Here is a 16,178-nt window from a genome sequence, read left to right as displayed (position 1 = left end):
GGACTGGAGCGGGGGTGTCAGGTGGATTGGCGGTCTCGGAAAGTGGTGCGGTAGGCCAGGGGGGTGGTGCCGACCCGGCGGGTGAAGTGGTGCCGCAGGGCCGCCGAGCCACCGAAGCCGGCCTGCTCTGCGATGCTCTCCACGCTCAGTGAGGTGTCCTCCAGCAGGTGCCGGGCCAGCAGCACCCGCTGGTTGGTCACCCAGTCGTGCGGGGTCGTTCCGGTCTCGGCGCGGAACCGGCGCGCGAACGTGCGCGGCGCCATCCCGGCGCGTGCCGCCAGCTCGTCCACTGTCACCTGTCGGCGCAGGTGTCCCATCAGCCATTCCAGCACCGGTTCCAGGGTGGGCGCCTCCGGCGCCTTGGGGATCGGCGCCTCGACGTACTGCGACTGGCCGCCGTCGCGGTGCGGCGGCACGACCATCCGGCGGGCCAGCCGGGTCGCCACCGCCGAGCCGTGCTCCTGGCGTACCAGATGCAGGCAGGCGTCGATGCCGGCGGCGGTGCCGGCGCTGGTGAGCAGCCGGTCGTCCTGGACGTAGAGCGAGTCGCACTGGACCCGGGCGGCCGGGAAGCGCTGCTGGAGTTCGTCGGTGTACCGCCAGTGGGTGGTGCAGTCGCGCCCGTCGAGCACGCCCGCCTCACCGAGGACGAAGGCGCCGGCGCAGACGCTCAGAAGCCAGGCGCCCCGGTCGGCGGCGCGGCGCAGCGCGGCGAGCACCGGCTCGGGGAGCGGGGTGCCGTCGGCGTGCGCGGGCACCGCCACCAGGTCGGCGTCCTCGACCGGGCCCAGGTCGGCAGTGGGGGTGAGCAGGAACCCGGAGCGGCTGCGGACCGGGCCGCCGTCGGCGGTGCAGACGTCGAACCGGTAGCCGGGGAAGCCGTCGGCGGTGCGGTCGGTGCCGAAGACCTCGGCGAGCACGCCGAGTTCGAACGCGGCGACCTGGTCCATGGCGATGACGGCGACCGAGCGGAGCATGTGACGAGGGTAACCCGACAGGTGGCAGTAAATCGATGCCCAATGACATTCCTGCCACTGTCCGGATCGGTCGGTGGCCCGCAGAATCAATGGTGTCCGGTGCGCACCGGCGGCGAAAACAGTCTCAACCACCTGAAAGTGAGCGCCGCCATGACCGTTCTGCTGCTCCTGCTCTTCCTGCTCCTCCTCGTCGGCGCCAGCGCCTTCGGGTTCACCGCCGACACCCGCGACTCGGCCGACTGGAAGCCGAGCGACGACGGGCAGCGCTGGCACTCCCGTACCTGCTGAGGTGATTTATTCAGTTCGCGCCGAAAATCCTCGGCGGGACCGCGCCAAAAGGGGCGGCCCCGCCGACGGCGGCGCCGGGGCGTACGGCAGGCTAGGAGCATGGCTGACGGCTCCTGGTACGACGCCGACATCGACCACGTGATCATCTCGGAGGCGCAGATCCGCGACAAGACCGCGGAGCTGGCCAAGCAGGTCTCGGCGGACTACGCCCACGTCGAGGACGGCCTGCTGCTCGTGTGCGTGCTCAAGGGAGCGGTCATGTTCATGGCCGACTTCGCCCGCGCGCTGGGCCGCCAGGGCCCGCCCGCCGAGCTGGAGTTCATGGCCGTCTCGTCCTACGGCCAGGGCACCACCTCGTCCGGCGTGGTCCGCATCCTCAAGGACCTGGACCGGGACATCGCCGGCCGTCACGTGGTGGTCGTCGAGGACATCGTCGACTCCGGCCTGACGCTGTCCTGGCTGCTGCGCTACCTGGAGTCGCGCTCCGCGGCGAGCGTCGAGGTGGTCGCGCTGTTCCGCAAGCCGGACGCGGTCAAGGTGCAGGTCCCGGTCAAGTACGTCGGGTTCGACATCCCTACCGAGTTCGTCGTCGGCTACGGGCTCGACTTCGGCGAGCGGTACCGCGAGGTGCCCTACGTCGGGGTGCTCAAGCCCGAGGTGTACGCGCGGGCCTGAGGATTCGCCGAGCCCTTCGTCAGCTGACATTCAGCGGGCTCTCAGTCTTCCGGTCTACGGTAGGGACCGGTGACGTGGAGGCACTCTCCACGCCCGGCCCCTCGAACCGCGTGACCGTGCGGTGTGGGCGGGCCGGGTGGGAGCTCCCCGCCACGCCGGCTCCAAACCCGGGTTCGCCCTACGCGTAAGTGCCGGGCTCGCAAGCTCACGCGTCGCCCGAACGGTGTACCGTCGAATGACCGTGGTGCGGCAGTTTGCGTGCCTCGGGGGTCGGGCCGGCCCGCACGGCGGCCCCGGCCGCCGCTCAGGGCGGCGACACCATTCAGACGGTCAGGACGTCGATCAGGAGGATGCGGGCGCCTCGGCACCCGACTACAGCATGGAACGTACGCGTTTCTTCCGCCGACCGGTGGTCTGGATCATCCTGGTCATCCTCGGCGCCGTTGTGCTCAGTCAACTGTTCACCGCTGGTCCCAGCTACCACCGGGTGGACACGTCCGTCGCGCTCGACCAGCTCAACAAGGGCGGCATCGAGAAGGTCGTCTTCCAGGACAAGGAGCAGACGCTCCAGCTCGACCTGAAGGACAAGGCCAAGTTCGACGGCGACACCACCACTGACAAGATCGAGGCGCAGTTCCCGTACGAGGTCGGCGGCCAGGTCTGGAACCAGGTACGCGAGGCCGAGGCGGCGGACCGGATCACCGGCCCGGTCGACACGAAGGTGTCGTCGGACAGCATCTGGGTCAGCCTGCTGGTCAACCTGCTTCCCATCGCGCTGCTCGTGCTCCTGCTGCTGTTCTTCATGTCGCAGATGCAGGGCGGCGGCTCCCGGGTGCTCAACTTCGGCAAGTCCAAGGCGAAGATGATCACCAAGGACACGCCGAAGACCACCTTCGCTGACGTCGCGGGTGCCGACGAGGCCGTCGAGGAACTGCACGAGATCAAGGACTTCCTGCAGAACCCGGCGAAATACCAGGCCCTGGGCGCCAAGATCCCGAAGGGCGTGCTGCTGTTCGGCCCGCCCGGTACCGGTAAGACGCTGCTGGCCCGCGCGGTCGCCGGCGAGGCCGGGGTGCCCTTCTACTCCATCTCCGGCTCCGACTTCGTCGAGATGTTCGTCGGTGTCGGCGCCAGCCGTGTCCGCGACCTGTTCGAGCAGGCCAAGTCGAACGCTCCGGCGATCGTCTTCGTCGACGAGATCGACGCGGTCGGCCGGCACCGTGGCGCCGGCATGGGCGGCGGTCACGACGAGCGGGAGCAGACGCTCAACCAGCTGCTGGTCGAGATGGACGGCTTCGACACCAAGGGCGGCGTCATCCTGATCGCCGCCACCAACCGGCCGGACATCCTCGACCCGGCGCTGCTGCGCCCGGGCCGGTTCGACAGGCAGATCCCGGTCGACGCTCCCGACATGGAGGGCCGCAAGGCCATCCTGCGGGTGCACGCCAAGGGCAAGCCGTTCACGCCCGACGTCGACCTCGACGCGGTCGCCCGGCGTACCCCGGGCTTCAGCGGCGCCGACCTGGCCAACGTGATCAACGAGGCCGCGCTGCTCACCGCTCGTAAGGAGCAGCGGGCGATCACCAACGACTCCCTGGAGGAGTCGATCGACCGGGTGATCGCCGGTCCGCAGCGCCGGACCCGGGTGATGAGCGACCAGGAGAAGAAGATCACCGCGTACCACGAGGGTGGGCACGCGCTGGTCGCCTGGGCGCTGCCGCACGCCGCACCGGTGCACAAGGTGACCATCCTGTCCCGGGGTCGCTCGCTGGGTCACACGCTCGTCCTCCCGACGGAGGACAAGTACACCCAGACCCGGGCCGAGATGATCGACACCCTGGCGTACGCGCTGGGTGGCCGGGCCGCCGAGGAACTCGTCTTCCACGAGCCGACCACCGGCGCCGGCAACGACATCGAGAAGGCCACCCAGCTGGCCCGCGCGATGATCACGCAGTACGGCATGAGCTCCAAGCTCGGTGCGATCAAGTACGGCACCAGCGGCGACGAGCCGTTCCTCGGCCGCAACATGGGCCACGAGCGGGACTACTCCGACGCGGTGGCCGCCGAGATCGACGGCGAGATGCGCGCGCTGATCGAGCTGGCCCACGACGAGGCCTGGGAGATCCTGGTGGAATACCGGGACGTCCTGGACAACATGGTCCTGGAGCTGATGGAGAAGGAGACGCTCTCCACCGCCGACATGGCCCGGATCTGCGCGCGCGTGGTCAAGCGCCCGCCGATGGCGCCGTACCACGGCTTCGGCAAGCGTCAGCCCTCCACCGAGCCGCCGGTGCTCACGCCGGCCGAGAAGGAGGCGCTGGCGGCGCAGTCCCGCGCCGACGCCGCCGCCTCGATCGGTGGTTCCAGCAACAACTCGGACGGTACGCACTGAACAGCGATCCGACGACGGCCGGCTCCCCGCACAGGGAGTCGGCCGTCTCCGCAACCGAGCCCGACGGCGACGACGCGCTCGACTACGTGGCCGCGCGCCTGATCAGCGGCAAGCTCACCGGTGGCCCGGTGGAGGACACCGTCGATCTCGCCCGGATCGAGAAGGCGGTCCGCGAGATCCTCATCGCGGTCGGCGAGGACCCGGACCGCGACGGCCTCCAGCAGACGCCGGCCCGGGTCGCCCGCGCGTACGCCGAACTCTTCGCCGGCCTGCGCGTCGACCCGGCGCAGGTGCTCCGCACCACGTTCGAGGCCAACCACGAGGAACTGGTGCTCGTCCGGGACATCGACGTGATGAGCCTCTGCGAGCACCACCTGCTGCCGTTCCGGGGCAGCGCGCACATCGGCTACATCCCCGGCCCGGACGGCCGGATCACCGGCCTGTCCAAGCTGGCCCGCCTGGTCGAGGTGTTCGCCCGCCGGCCGCAGGTGCAGGAACGGCTCACCTCGCAGATCGCCGACCTGCTGATGTCCAGCCTCGCGCCGCGCGGCGTGATCGTGGTGCTGGAGTGCGAGCACATGTGCATGGCGATGCGCGGCATCCAGAAGTCGGGCGCGAAGACCATCACGTCGGCCGTGCGCGGCGGACTCCAGAACGACGCGAAGTCGCGGGCCGAGGCGATGGCGCTGATCATGGCCCGCTGACCCTCGACCGGCACCGACGGCCGCGTACTCCCGCCCGGGAGGGCGCGGCCGTCGTCAGTCGGGCAGCATGGCCAGCAGCAGACCGGCGGCGGTGAGCACCGCCGGGACCAGGCAGACCAGGGCGCCGAAGCGGGGCGTCCGGTCCACCCGGTCGGTGGGCCGCGGGCGGAAGACGCGCCCCACCGCGAGCCAGCCCAGCATGAACGCCACAGCCGGCAGCGGCAGCCCCACGAGCAGCGCCAGCACCGTCACCGGCCCCGGACCGGCGACCGCGTACAGCACGAGCTGGAGCAGCGGCACCACGAGTGCCAGCGGCCCGTACACCAGCATGTTGCGGGGCCGGGACGGCCATCGGGCCAGCCGCGGCAGGCCACGCGCGCTCAGCGTGTCGTCCGCGGCGTCCGCCCAGTCCCCGGCCGCGCGCAGCGCCGCCAGCACCGCCGACGGCCCGCCCGCCATCGACCGGGCCGCCTCGGTCACCTCCGGCGGCGTCGGGACCAGCGACATCGCCGGTACGCCCAGATCACGCAGCCGGGACTGCTGCGGCGCCAACCGCTCCCGTACCGCGGTCAGCTCCTCGCGGGCCGCGGCCACCGACCGCGCCTGCTCCCCGGCGGCGGTGGCCGCCGCCCGGCGTACGCCGTCGAGCGCCCGCGCGGCCGCGACGTACTCCGCCCAGGCCGACTCGGCGGGGTCCGCCACAGTGGTCGGCCCACCCGAGCGGGGCCCCGGTACGGCCGTGCCGGTCTCACTCATGCGGCCCCTCCCCGGCGCGGTCCGTCACCTGCGGGCCCGGCTCGACCCGCGCGGTCGCCACCTCGGCCGTGCCGAACGGCACGAAGACGGTGCCCTGCTCGTCCGGGCCGTCCCAGAGCACCGCGCGACCCGGCCGGGGCCGCCACCAGACCGGGCGGTCGAAGAGCTGCTCCAGCCGGCCGCCCGGCACGTCGGTGACCGCCACGGCGGTGAGCTTGTCCACCTCGCCCTCCGGGCCGAGCAGCCCGGCCAGCGGAGCCGGTGTCCGCCACCACCCGAGCAGGTGCCGGCCGGCCGGCGGCCCCTCCAGCAGCAGCGTCCGCAGCAGGTCGGGCGGCAGCTCGGTGGCGTCCGGCACGTCCAGCCCGAACACCACCAGGTAGCCCGGCTCGTCCGACTCCATGGCGGTCCGCAGCCCGGCCACGTCGACGGTCTCCACCCGGTGGCGTCCGGCCAGTTCGGCGGCGAGCACCCCGGCCGGCTCGGCGGACCCGTTCGCCAGCGGCGCCAGCACGAACCGGGCCGCGCCCGGATGCGCCGCCGCGGCGCTGCGTACCGCCGTGACCAGCAGGCGCTCGGCCTCCTCGTCCCGCCCCAGGACGGCCAGGTTCCGCCCCGCGCCCGGCCCCAGCGGCACCGTGACGGTGGACCGCCGGACGTCGACCGCCCGGCCGAGCAACGCGGCGGGCGCGTGGGCCCGGCCGGCGAGCGCGGCCCGGTGCCGCGGATCGTTGGCGAGCAGCGGACGGGCGAACCCGGCGAAGACCACCGGCGGCGTCGCGGACTCGCCCCGCCCCTCCCAGAGCCGTCGCCGCAGGCCGCTCAGAACCTCGGGATCCTCGTACGGATCAGGGAAGCGGATCATCCGCTCGTGTCCCCGGGTCGCGCCGCGCGGACCGCCCAGACCACCCGCCGTGTTCACCACCGCGCTGCCCACCGGCAGCCCGGCCGCCGAGTCGTTCGCCGGCTCCAGCACCGCCGAGCCGCCGGGCAACGCCACCCGCACCGGGAACTGGCCGAGCAGCGGGTCGCGCGGACCGCCGATGCCCAGATCGCCCTCGCCGGCCAGCACCAGGTGGATCCCGTACGACCGGCCGACGCGGGCGAGCGCGTCCAGCCGGGCCAGCAGGTCGGCGGCGAGCCGGTCCCGCTCGCGCAGCGCCAGCGGGAAGTTGTCGACCACGCAGACGATCCGGGGCAGCGGCTGGTGCTCCCGCAGCTCGGCGTAGCGCTGCCCACCGGCCCGCCGGGACGCCTCCTCGCGGCGGCGCAGCTCCGCCTCCAGCTCGCCGAACAGGTCGGCCAGGTACTCCCGGTCGGCCGCCATCCCGGCGGCACGCACCTGCGGCACCCAGGAGCGGTCCCGTTCGGTCTGGAGGAACTCCACGAAGGACTCGCCGTCGGCCAGGTCGGCCAGGTAGAGCGCCAGCTCGTCCGGGCCGTACCGGGCGGCGAGGCCGAACAACGCGTCGGTCAGGAACGCCGACCGGCCCGCCTGACCCCGGCCGCTGACCAGCCAGTGCGGGGTCAGCTCGGTGAAGCCGAGACTGACCGGGCGCCCGGCGGCGTCACCGACGGTGGTGCTCAGCCCGTCGGCCGAGCCGGCCGTCCAGAGACCGTCCGCCGGCAGCAGGTCACGCAGGGAAAGCCGGGAGCCGTCCTCGATCTGCCGGGCCAGCCGCGCGCACACCGCGGCGACCAGATCGGCGGGCGGATCGTCGTCGAGGAACACGGGCGAGTTCAACCCGCCCGGCGGCTCGGCGCCGGGACTGCTGAAGCCGGCGCCGGGCGGGTCACCGACCAGCGCGTACGCGGTGCGAACAGTGACCGCTGTGGCGCGCGGCAGCGGGCTGCCGTCCGGCCAGCCCGCGAGCACCAGATGCAGCCCGGCGCGCGGCCCGCCCTCGGCCAGCCCGGCGAGCCGGTCCAGGTCGGCGGTTGTCGTACCGTCGGGCAGCGCCGCGACCACGAGCAGCAGCGTCCGGTCGTGCCCGCGCTGCCGGGCCGTCCCGGCCGCCACCCACTGCTCCGCCTCGGCCAGCACCGCGCGCATCCCGGCGAGGTCGGTGGCGGGCGGCGGCAGCAGACCGGCATCGGCGAGCGGCGCGTACCCGGCGAATGTCTCACCGGACCCGCCGTCGACCGCACGTGCCAGCAGCGCACCCGCCGGAGTGGCGGCGAACACGCGCAGCAGCAGCGCGCGGAGCAGCCCGGCCACCCGGGCGTCCGAGGCGTCGGCGTCGAGGCTCAGGTGCCCGCTGCCGAGCAACGGCACGAGCGCGGGGAAGCGGGCGTCGTCGAGCGGCGCCGCGGTACCCACGCGGACCAGCGGCGGCAGGCCGTCACCGGGAGGCGTCGCCGCGGTCAGCGTCTCCAGCGGACCGCCGGCCCAACCGGGCGCCGCCAGATCGGCCGCCGCCCGCAGGCGCTCGGCCAGCTCGTACTGCCGGTGGTGGTCGGCCGGTGCGGGCCGGATCTCGTCGAGGATGCCCGCTGCCGCCGTCGCGGCGGCCTCGGCCCGGCGGTGCAGCGCGGCGGCCCGGCCGGCGCGCGCCTTCGGAGTCGCCACCGCGTCCACCTCTCTTTCCGAGGCCGACATGTCCTCCCCGAGGTGTGACGGTAACCCAGTCGGGGGCCGTCCACCGGGATGTCGGTCGGCGCGGTGAGCTGGTCGGCGGTGAGCAGCCTCACCCCGCCGCCGGGCAGCGTCCGCCCGGCGGTTCGCCACGATCCGCCCGTTCCAGCCATTGGGTACGCGAGGCGCAGCCGATAGCCTCAGGAGGTGGAATCAGTGCAGCCCCCCGCCGGTTCCCAGGTGTCCCGAGTACCGGCGCAGCGGACCCCGCCGGAGCAGTTGGCGCCCCCCGCGCCCGCTCCCGCCCCGGTACGCCCCAAGCGGCCGGTGCGCACCGTGCTCGCTGTCGTCGCGGGGGTGGTGGCGGTGCTGTGCACTGTCGGCGGGGTGGTCGGGTTCGTGCTGTACGACCGCGCCACCGCCCCGGACCGTGGCTCTCCCGAGGTTGTCGTAGCGAGTTACATCCAGTACTCCGTCGATCAACGCAATGACGTCAAGGCCGCGGAGTTCGAGTGCCGTAACGACGTCGACCTTGACGATTTGCGATCACTTCGCGATGACCTCGTCGCACGGGAGCAGCGGTTCAACACGACGATCTCCGTGAGCTGGGAGAACCTCAGCGTCGAGCAGACGGGTGACAAGGCCCAGGTGCGGGTGGACCTGGTGATCTCAGCGGTGGTGGACGAGATTCGCCAGAGTGATCGCCAGACTTGGGTCTTTGAGACGCAGGACCAAGACGGCTGGGGCGTCTGCTCGGCACAACGCGCCGCTTGACGCGGCTACTCCAGCCAGAGCAGGTGCACCGGCACCTCCAGCGTGGTCGGTGCCTGGCCGCGCCAGGCCCACCGGTACCACTCCAGCTCCGGGGCTACCCGTACGCAGATGTCGCCGTCCGCGCCGGAGTAGGTCTCGGTGACGGCACGCAGGTCGCGCCGTTCCACGCCGTTGTCCACGTGCACCACTCGCCGCCCGGTAACCGCGTCGGCCTCGAACACCGGCGTAGGCGGCCGGCGTTCGGGCACGTCCAGCGAGACCAGCCGGAGTCCCGGGGCGGTCGCCCCGGTCGCCGATCGTCGTTCGCCGATGGTCTCCACCCAGACCCGTTCCACAGGCACCAGCGGGGCGAACACCTCCACCTGCTCGGCCTCGGCCCGGTACCACTCGTGTTCCGGGATCACCGGCACGTAGGTGCGGCTGCCCTGCACGACCCGCTCGTCGGCCCGCAGGTCGCCGCGCCAGCCGAGACCGGGCAGGCCGACGAGCACGCGGCGGCCGCGCAGCTCGGTACCGCCGGTGGCGGGCACGGTCTCCACCGGCCGGGGCGGCAGCGGGGCCCAGTCCGGCCGGTCGGCGAACGGGTCGGGCAGGGGATTGCTCATCCGTCCGGCCTCACCCGGTCTCGCCGAGGGGCGCGCCCCGCTTACGCATGAAGGGCACCGGGTTCTCCGCCCCGTTGCTGGACCGGTCGCCGTCCTTGTGCACCTCGAAGTGCAGGTGCGGACCGGACGAGTTGCCGCTGCTGCCGGAGATCCCGATGACCTCGCCCGCCTCGACCGCCTGACCCGGCACCACGCGGGGTCGTTCGACCATGTGGCAGTAGCGGGTGATGAACCCGCCGGCGTGCAGGATGTCCACGAACCATCCGCAGCCACCCTTGTTCGGCCAGCCGTCCCGGTCGCAGTCCCGCCGTCCGGAGCGGTCGGGGTCGCAGCGGGCCACCAGCACCCGGCCCGCCGAGGCGGCGTGGATCGGCGTGCCCTTCGAGGCGGCCAGGTCCACACCGTGGTGGCTGGGACGGGCCGTGGTGCGGAAGCCGGAGACCACACCGCCGGGCAGCGGCGCGGTCCAGCCGGAGGCGGCGATCCGGTCTCCGGCGGCGGCGTCGCACACGGCCTTGCCGGCGATCTCCACGGTCCGGGCGGCGCCGCCGACCAGCGCGTCGACGATGGCTCCGGCCAGTTCCTCGTGCTTGGCGTAGGCGTCGGGGTAGGCGCTGACCTGGACTTTCTGGGCGACCACAGTGAGCGGGCGCTGCTGCCAGTTCGGCACCTTCTCCATCTTCTGGTAGAACTTGCGGGCCGCGTACGAGGGCGTCATCCGCTGCTCGACGCTGCCCCACCCGGGCCGTTGCTGGAACAGACCGAGCGAGTCGTGGTCGGCGCCCACTCCCTCGTGCGGCAGCGCGAGCGACGCCGGGACGGTGCTGTTGGCGAGGTTGCGCAGCGCTGATTCCTGCATCGCGGTGGCCAGCGCGATCACCCAGCCGCGAGCGGGGAGCTTCATGTCCTGGCCGACCTTGATGATGACCGCGGCGTTGCGCAGCTGGCGCTCGCCGTACTCGGCGAAGCGCGGCATGTCGCCGGTCAGGTTCACCTGGTAGGTGGGGTCGCAGTTCAGGGCCGCGAGCTTCGGGTCGTCCTCGTCGCCGCCCAGTTCGGTGAGGAGGAACGCGCCCGCGCCGCCGACGCAGCAGAGCAGGGCGAGCACGCTCGTGACGGCGGTGGCGACCACGCCCAGGCGCAGCTTCCGGCGGACCTGTCCGGCGACGGCCGGGCCGGCGGTCACGACCGCTCCCAGTCGATTGCGTCCACCAGCCAGGGTCCGTCCGGTGCGACGAGTTCGAGCCGGAGCGTGCCGTTGTCGAGCGGAACCAGCGCCTCCACGAAGGACTCGGTGCGGGGCCGGAGCGTCGGTGCACCAGTCGTCCTCCGTGCGGGCACGGTCTCCGGGTCGGCGCCCGTCATCTTCTCGGCCAGCGCCGGGGTGGAGAGCGGCCGCAGGCGGGACTGCCAGGCGTCGCCGCTGCTGCCCGGACCGCTCAGCCACGCGGTGGTGAACCGCCCGGCGACCTGCTCCGGCGTGTCCTCGCCCGGCCGGGTCTTCGGGGCGACCGCGGCCGGCGGGCTGGCCAGCATGCCGTCGTCTCCGGCCTCCGGGTCCGCGGTGCTGATCGGCTGGGTGGGGCGGCTGGTCAGGCCGAGGCCCGAGTCGCCCGGCCCGGCGACCAGGCGGGCCGCGCCGATCACCCCGAAGACCACCACGGCGATCACGAGGGCGACGCCGATGCGGGACCGGAGGATCCGGGTGAAGAGGAATTCCAGCGCGCGTCGCACCGGACTCACCGGGCCTCGGAGCGGATGCGCGGCGCCGGCCGGGCCGGGGAGGTGCCGCGGCCCGCCGAGTCCGGCCGGTAGACGGCGTAGGAGGGCGACTCCTCCGGCACGTCCGGCTCGGTCCAGGTCGACGGCGCGCGCCGGGGCCGGGGTGTGGTGGCCGGCCGTCCGCTGGCTGGTGCCTCCTCCGGCCGTTCCCGCCCGTCCGGCCGCTCCCGTTCGGCGGGTCTGGCGCTGTGTGCCGGATCCTCGTGCCGGGCCTCCGGCCGGAGGCTGCGCTGGTCGGCCGTGACGGCGCGACGCTTGCCGATCGCCGGCTCGTTGGTGCCGCCGGGCTCCGCCACGTCCAGCCGGGCCGCGATCCGCATGTCCCGGAAGAACCGCCGGTGCCAGGAGCCGGCCGAGCTGACCGCCTCGCTGCTGTCCTTGCCGCCGAGCTGGGTGATCCGGCGGTACGGCCGCAGCAGCAACCAGCCGACCACCCCGCAGAGCCAGACCAGCACCACCTGGAGCCAGCCGGGCAGCGTGGCGGTGTTCATGATCAGGTCGACGGCGAAGAGGTAGATGGCCGCGCCGGTGCCGAAGATGGCGATGTTGAAGACCGCGGCGACCACCGCGTTCGCCAGCCGCCGGAGACCGGCGCTGGCCGGGCGCATCAGGCCGACCGTGCCGAGGATCGGCGCGGCGATCACCGCCCAGCGGAAGATCAGGAAGCCGAGCAGCACCAGCAGCGACGCCGTGAGGTCGAACATGGCGAACAGCACCGAGGCCAGCACCGCGATGAACCCGGCGCCGATCCGGTCCATGTCCCGGGTGCCCTGGAGATACTCGTACGCCTCCGGGTCCTCGGTCTTGATCTGCTCGGCGACCTTGGCCCACTGCTGCTGCTTGCCCTTGATGACGACGTCGCGGGTGGCGGGCTTAGTCCGGATCGCCTCCGCCTCGCCCCAGGTCAGAGACTTGGCGTCGTACAGGGCCGGGCCGTACTTCTTCGCTGTCTCGCTGTCCGCCGAACCGAGCACGCCGCGCAGCCAGTTCCGGTAGAGCATCGTCTCGGTCGCCGTGTCGCTCGCGCGCACGGCGGGTGGCCGCTTGTCGACGCAGGCGCTCGGGTTCGGCAGCGCGCACTTGTCCGGCGGGACGGTCTTGGAGGAGGGACCGACCGCGTCGTGCACCACGCCCAGCGTGCTGATCAGCGTGTTGTCGGCGATGTTCGCGGACTTGACCGGCCAGGCGGCCAGCGCGGTCACCGCCACCATCACCAGCAGCGCCCAGCCGGCAGTGGTCATCGCGTTGCTCATGTCCGACTGGCGGGACCGCCAGAGCAGGTAGAGGCCGACCACGCAGACGGTGATGATGCCGAAGACGCTGAACACCTTCTGGTAGACGGCCTTCGTGGCCTGCTCCACCAGCGGGTCGGCCCAGCTCCACATCGTCCGCGGATCCCAGGCGCGCTCGCGCAGCGCGTTCGAGGCACCGATCACGGCGTTGGCGAACATGAACTCGCCGTTGGCGACCATCGTGGTGAACCGGTAGTCCGGGTGCAGCACCGACGAGGCGCAGCCGCCGTCGATGTCGTACGTGTTGTAGCTGTACCCGGCGTACCCGTAGTCGCTGTAGAGGCCCTTCGGGCCGGGCTCCTTCGCCGAGTCGGGCCGGGACGCGAACCAGCCGGCCAGGCCCGAGTCCGGCGCGGCGGGCACCGGCGCGTTGCGGCACTCGACCTGGTCCTCGCTGACGGCCTTGAGCTTGCCGACGCAGGACCGGAAGTCGGCCTGCCACTCCTTGGTGCTGCACAGCTCGGCGCGCGCCTGGGTGACCGGCGCGGCCGCGTACGCGGGTGTGGCCGCCCCGATCACCGGCCAGGAGATCGTGGCCCCGGCGAGTACGCCGAGCGCGAGGAGGAGCGCCGCGATCCGTGCCCTCGCCATGTCACGCCTCCAGGTCAGCCAGGACGGTCGGCAGTGTCCCGGCGGCCTGGGCGACCGCGGCGGGGGTGGTGTCCAGGTGCTCCAGCAGCCCGTCGACGTACGACACGTCGACCCGGACCTTCTGCACGCGCCCGTCGACGTCGCGCATGACGAACTCGCGGAAGCCGAGCCGGTTGGCCGATCCGCTGTCGGCCTGGGAGAGCGAGGCGAGTGTCGCCTCGTACCCGTCGTCGACAGGCACCCGCAGCAGGCGTAGCGCCTCGGAGGCGATCTCGCTGTCCTCGGCGATCCGGCCGACGAAGACGGTGGAGACGAGGTTCTGCACGTCGAGGCCGAGGATGTCCTTCGGGTTCTGCGAGGCGACGAGCGCGGCGAGGTTCCACTTGCGGGAGTCGCGGGCGAGCCGGACCAGGAACGACCGCCCGGACCGCCAGCCCTCCATGAAGTGCGCCTCGTCGAGGCCGACCAGTTTCCGGGAGGACATCGACCCGCCGTAGCAGCGGCGTACGGCCAGCCGGTGCGCGGTGTGCAGCATCGGCAGCGCGAGCGCCTCCTCGGCCGACCAGTACTCCCGCTCGATCTTGAGGTCGGGGAGCCGCAGGCCGGCCATGGTGATGACGGTGAGGGCGGCGTCGGCGCCGAGCAGCCCTTCCGGCGGCCGGCCGAAGAAGAGCATGGCCAGCGGCATCTCGGCGGTGTCGAGCAGCAGGTGGGCCAGCTCGCGGCCGGCGTCGTCGTCGAGCCCTTGGAGGCAGGTGACCACGTCGTCGAGCGTGGAGGTCTCCTCGGCGGGCACCTGGCGTACCGCGTGCCGGAACAGCGTGGCGGTGGACGCCTCGCGGGCCACCTGCGGCGGCACCAGCATCATGCAGATGTCCTGCACCAGCATCCGGCGCTCGGCGCGGGCGTTGGACACGGCGATCTCGAACTCGCGGTCGCCCGCCGCCCCGGCGCCGAACTCGCTGCGCAGCGGCGTCGGGATAAGCGCGTACGGCGCGAGCGTGCCCTGCTCCGAGCCGGTCAGGTTGAGCACCCGGGAGTACGGGGCGAGTTCGGGCATGGCGCAGAGCCGGGCCAGCGGGCCGGACGGGTCGAGCAGCGTCACCTGCACGCCGCGGCGGGCGGCCAGGTAGCCGAGCGCGCCGAGCAACGTCGACTTGCCACCGCCCGGTTCGGCGACGAAGACGGCGAGGCCGGAGCGCTCGCGTACCTCCATCGGGAAGTGCAGGTCGAGGAAGACCGGCCGGCGGCAGGTGCCGGCGGTCCGCCCGATCAGGTCGCCGCGCCGGTCGCCGACCGTGGACGCGGCCTGGGGCAGCGCGGCGGCGAGCAGGTTGACCGGCATCCGCCGGACGTAGCCGGTGTTGGCGATCGGCTCGCCGGGGATGAACTCGCGGGCCAGCCAGTCCTGGTTCTTCGGGTGCTGCAGCGAGATGCGCAGCTCCCGGGAGTAGAGCTGGATGAGCCGCCGGGCCCGCTCCATGCACTCCTCCCGGGTACGGCCGCCGACCGCGATCCGGTGCCAGCCGTGTGCCCGGGCCGAGTCGACGGGCAGGCCGGTGGTCATCTCGTCACCGATCACCAGCGCCCGCTTGGCCAGCCGTTCCAGCTCCGGCGGCGCGTCGATGCCGTGCTCGGCGTAGTCGAGCTGCTGGGAGCGGATCATCCGGAGCCGGTGTTCGAGGTTCCGGAAGGAGTCGTTGGGGCCGAGGATGTCGACCCGGGTAGACAACTCCATCGGCCACGGCAGCCGCTCGTGGAAGTGCAGCCAGGGTTCGTGCCGCTCGGGGATCTCCAGCGGCTCCATCCGGCCGACCGCGAGCACGGCGACGTGACGTTCCTCGCCGGTCATCCGGTTGACCAGCTTCACTGTCGAGCCGTACGGGGTGCGGTAGCGCTCGACCTGCTCGGTGAGGGCCAGCAGGTCGCCGCGTTCCCACCGGCCGTTGGTGATCGGGGACAGGACGCCGGGCGGCGCCATGCACAGCGCCACCGAGCGGTAGAGCAGCCACTCCAGTTCGGGCGCGGTGACCCGGCGCCCGCGCATGCCGAACGCGCCGAGGACCTCGTCGAACTGCTCGACGGTACGGCTCAGCCGGCGCCGCTCGCCGTCGGCGGTGCCCCGCCCGAACGTGCGCAGCAGGCGTTCGGTGAGCGAGTCGCCGAGTGACCGGCGGGCGAACGTGACACCGAGGTAGGTCTGGCCCTCGGCGTGGTTGACCGCCATCAGGTGCCGTTGGGCGGCGACCAGGTGGTCGGCCCAGCCGGTGGTGCCCGGTACGTCGGGCAGCGGCGCGGCGGTGTGCGCGTCGATGGTGCGGGCCCACTCGTCGGCCGGGAAGGGCCGGGTGGTGCGGCGCAGGTGCAGCCGGAACCCGGCGAGTCCGGCGTACTGCTCGGAGATCGCGGAGAGCAGGGCCTCGCGTTCGGCGTCCGGCCGGAACGCCCACCGCACCTCGGGCAGCCAGTACCAGGCGGTGACCGTGTTGGGGGTGAAGGTGAGGTGGCCGGCGATCTCGGTGATGGCCAGCTCGACGGACGGATCCCGGTCGCCGAACTTGATCTTCGGGGCGCGGACCCGGACCGGCTTCGTCGGCCGGTTCCGGCGTTCCGGCGTGCGCTGCCGGGGCGGCGCCACCTCGCGGTGCGCCGGGCGGCCGACCTCCCGCGACGGTGCCGCAGCGGCCGTGAGCGGGTCGGCCGGAGCGAGATCCGGCTCCCGGAAGTCGGCGGGGACGGGCGCGGGTGCGGGGGCGTGGATCTGCGG

Annotated in this window: 13 protein-coding genes; 5 read left to right on the top strand and 8 right to left on the bottom strand. The window is 73.0% G+C overall.

Translation table 11 applies throughout. The features are described 5' to 3' along the window. Positions 1-17: 17 nt before the first annotated feature. On the bottom strand, positions 18-977 hold the full coding sequence (locus tag EAD96_RS07535) for a GlxA family transcriptional regulator (protein ID WP_121683719.1): 960 nt from the start codon (positions 975-977) through the stop codon (positions 18-20). A gap of 150 nt (positions 978-1,127) precedes the next feature. Between EAD96_RS07535 and EAD96_RS31155 the strand changes: the two genes are divergently transcribed. The 4 genes from EAD96_RS31155 (at position 1,128) to folE (ending at position 5,036) form a co-directional block, all read left to right on the top strand. Further along, positions 1,128-1,265 carry a hypothetical protein gene (locus EAD96_RS31155; protein WP_162959290.1) on the top strand — a complete coding sequence of 46 codons (138 nt, stop codon included), beginning with the start codon at positions 1,128-1,130 and terminating at the stop codon, positions 1,263-1,265. A 99-nt stretch (positions 1,266-1,364) separates the two neighbouring features. After that, the gene (gene hpt, locus EAD96_RS07525) at positions 1,365-1,940 is read left to right on the top strand and encodes a hypoxanthine phosphoribosyltransferase (RefSeq protein ID WP_013288988.1); all 576 of its coding nucleotides are present in this window, start codon (positions 1,365-1,367) and stop codon (positions 1,938-1,940) included. A gap of 379 nt (positions 1,941-2,319) precedes the next feature. Further along, the gene (ftsH, locus tag EAD96_RS07520; RefSeq protein ID WP_120572785.1) at positions 2,320-4,332 is read left to right on the top strand and encodes an ATP-dependent zinc metalloprotease FtsH; all 2,013 of its coding nucleotides are present in this window, start codon (positions 2,320-2,322) and stop codon (positions 4,330-4,332) included. Positions 4,333-4,418: 86 nt separating this feature from the next. Beyond that, complete coding sequence (folE, locus tag EAD96_RS07515; RefSeq protein ID WP_121683718.1) at positions 4,419-5,036, top strand: GTP cyclohydrolase I FolE; 618 nt, start codon at positions 4,419-4,421, stop codon at positions 5,034-5,036. 54 nt (positions 5,037-5,090) lie between these two features. On the opposite strand, the gene EAD96_RS07510 is transcribed toward folE, so the two are convergent. Together EAD96_RS07510 and EAD96_RS07505 are read right to left on the bottom strand one after the other, a co-directional pair. Beyond that, positions 5,091-5,792, bottom strand: coding sequence for a hypothetical protein (locus EAD96_RS07510; protein WP_121683717.1), 702 nt, complete (start codon positions 5,790-5,792; stop codon positions 5,091-5,093). Continuing rightward, positions 5,785-8,370, bottom strand: coding sequence for an FtsK/SpoIIIE domain-containing protein (locus tag EAD96_RS07505; protein WP_199733091.1), 2,586 nt, complete (start codon positions 8,368-8,370; stop codon positions 5,785-5,787). Before EAD96_RS07505 ends, EAD96_RS07510 begins: the two co-directional genes overlap by 8 nt. A gap of 213 nt (positions 8,371-8,583) precedes the next feature. On the opposite strand from EAD96_RS07505, the gene EAD96_RS07500 reads away from it, so the two are divergent. Further along, positions 8,584-9,141, top strand: a complete 558-nt coding sequence (locus EAD96_RS07500; RefSeq protein WP_121683715.1) for a hypothetical protein — start codon at positions 8,584-8,586, stop codon at positions 9,139-9,141. A gap of 5 nt (positions 9,142-9,146) precedes the next feature. On the opposite strand, the gene EAD96_RS07495 is transcribed toward EAD96_RS07500, so the two are convergent. The 5 genes from EAD96_RS07495 to EAD96_RS07475 form a co-directional block, all read right to left on the bottom strand. Further along, positions 9,147-9,746, bottom strand: a complete 600-nt coding sequence (locus tag EAD96_RS07495; RefSeq protein WP_121683714.1) for a hypothetical protein — start codon at positions 9,744-9,746, stop codon at positions 9,147-9,149. Between the two features lie 10 nt (positions 9,747-9,756). Beyond that, positions 9,757-10,932: a M23 family metallopeptidase gene (locus EAD96_RS07490; RefSeq protein ID WP_121683713.1), complete on the bottom strand. Its 1,176-nt coding sequence runs from the start codon at positions 10,930-10,932 to the stop codon at positions 9,757-9,759. After that, positions 10,929-11,489 (bottom strand): hypothetical protein, encoded by a 561-nt coding sequence (locus EAD96_RS07485; protein WP_121683712.1) that lies wholly within the window; start codon positions 11,487-11,489, stop codon positions 10,929-10,931. The genes EAD96_RS07490 and EAD96_RS07485 overlap by 4 nt, the downstream gene beginning before the upstream one ends. Next, positions 11,486-13,411: an MFS transporter gene (locus EAD96_RS07480; RefSeq protein ID WP_121683711.1), complete on the bottom strand. Its 1,926-nt coding sequence runs from the start codon at positions 13,409-13,411 to the stop codon at positions 11,486-11,488. The genes EAD96_RS07485 and EAD96_RS07480 overlap by 4 nt, the downstream gene beginning before the upstream one ends. Before the next feature lies 1 nt (position 13,412). Beyond that, the coding region (locus tag EAD96_RS07475; RefSeq protein ID WP_233585513.1) for an ATP-binding protein at positions 13,413-16,178 on the bottom strand (2,766 nt) is incomplete at its 5' end.

It is taken from the genome of Micromonospora sp. BL1, from assembly GCF_003667485.1.
Classification (GTDB): domain Bacteria; phylum Actinomycetota; class Actinomycetes; order Mycobacteriales; family Micromonosporaceae; genus Micromonospora; species Micromonospora tulbaghiae.
The sequence above is the reverse complement of the archived record's forward strand: the minus strand, read 5'-3'. Positions and strand labels throughout refer to the sequence as shown.

Coding starts and splice junctions, on each gene's coding strand:
- EAD96_RS07480 (WP_121683711.1), bottom strand. CDS start 13,411: ATGGCGAGGGCACGGATCGCGGCGCTCCTCCTCGCGCTCGGCGTACTC.
- ftsH (WP_120572785.1), top strand. CDS start 2,320: ATGGAACGTACGCGTTTCTTCCGCCGACCGGTGGTCTGGATCATCCTG.
- hpt (WP_013288988.1), top strand. CDS start 1,365: ATGGCTGACGGCTCCTGGTACGACGCCGACATCGACCACGTGATCATC.
- EAD96_RS07535 (WP_121683719.1), bottom strand. CDS start 977: ATGCTCCGCTCGGTCGCCGTCATCGCCATGGACCAGGTCGCCGCGTTC.
- EAD96_RS07510 (WP_121683717.1), bottom strand. CDS start 5,792: ATGAGTGAGACCGGCACGGCCGTACCGGGGCCCCGCTCGGGTGGGCCG.
- EAD96_RS07495 (WP_121683714.1), bottom strand. CDS start 9,746: ATGAGCAATCCCCTGCCCGACCCGTTCGCCGACCGGCCGGACTGGGCC.
- EAD96_RS31155 (WP_162959290.1), top strand. CDS start 1,128: ATGACCGTTCTGCTGCTCCTGCTCTTCCTGCTCCTCCTCGTCGGCGCC.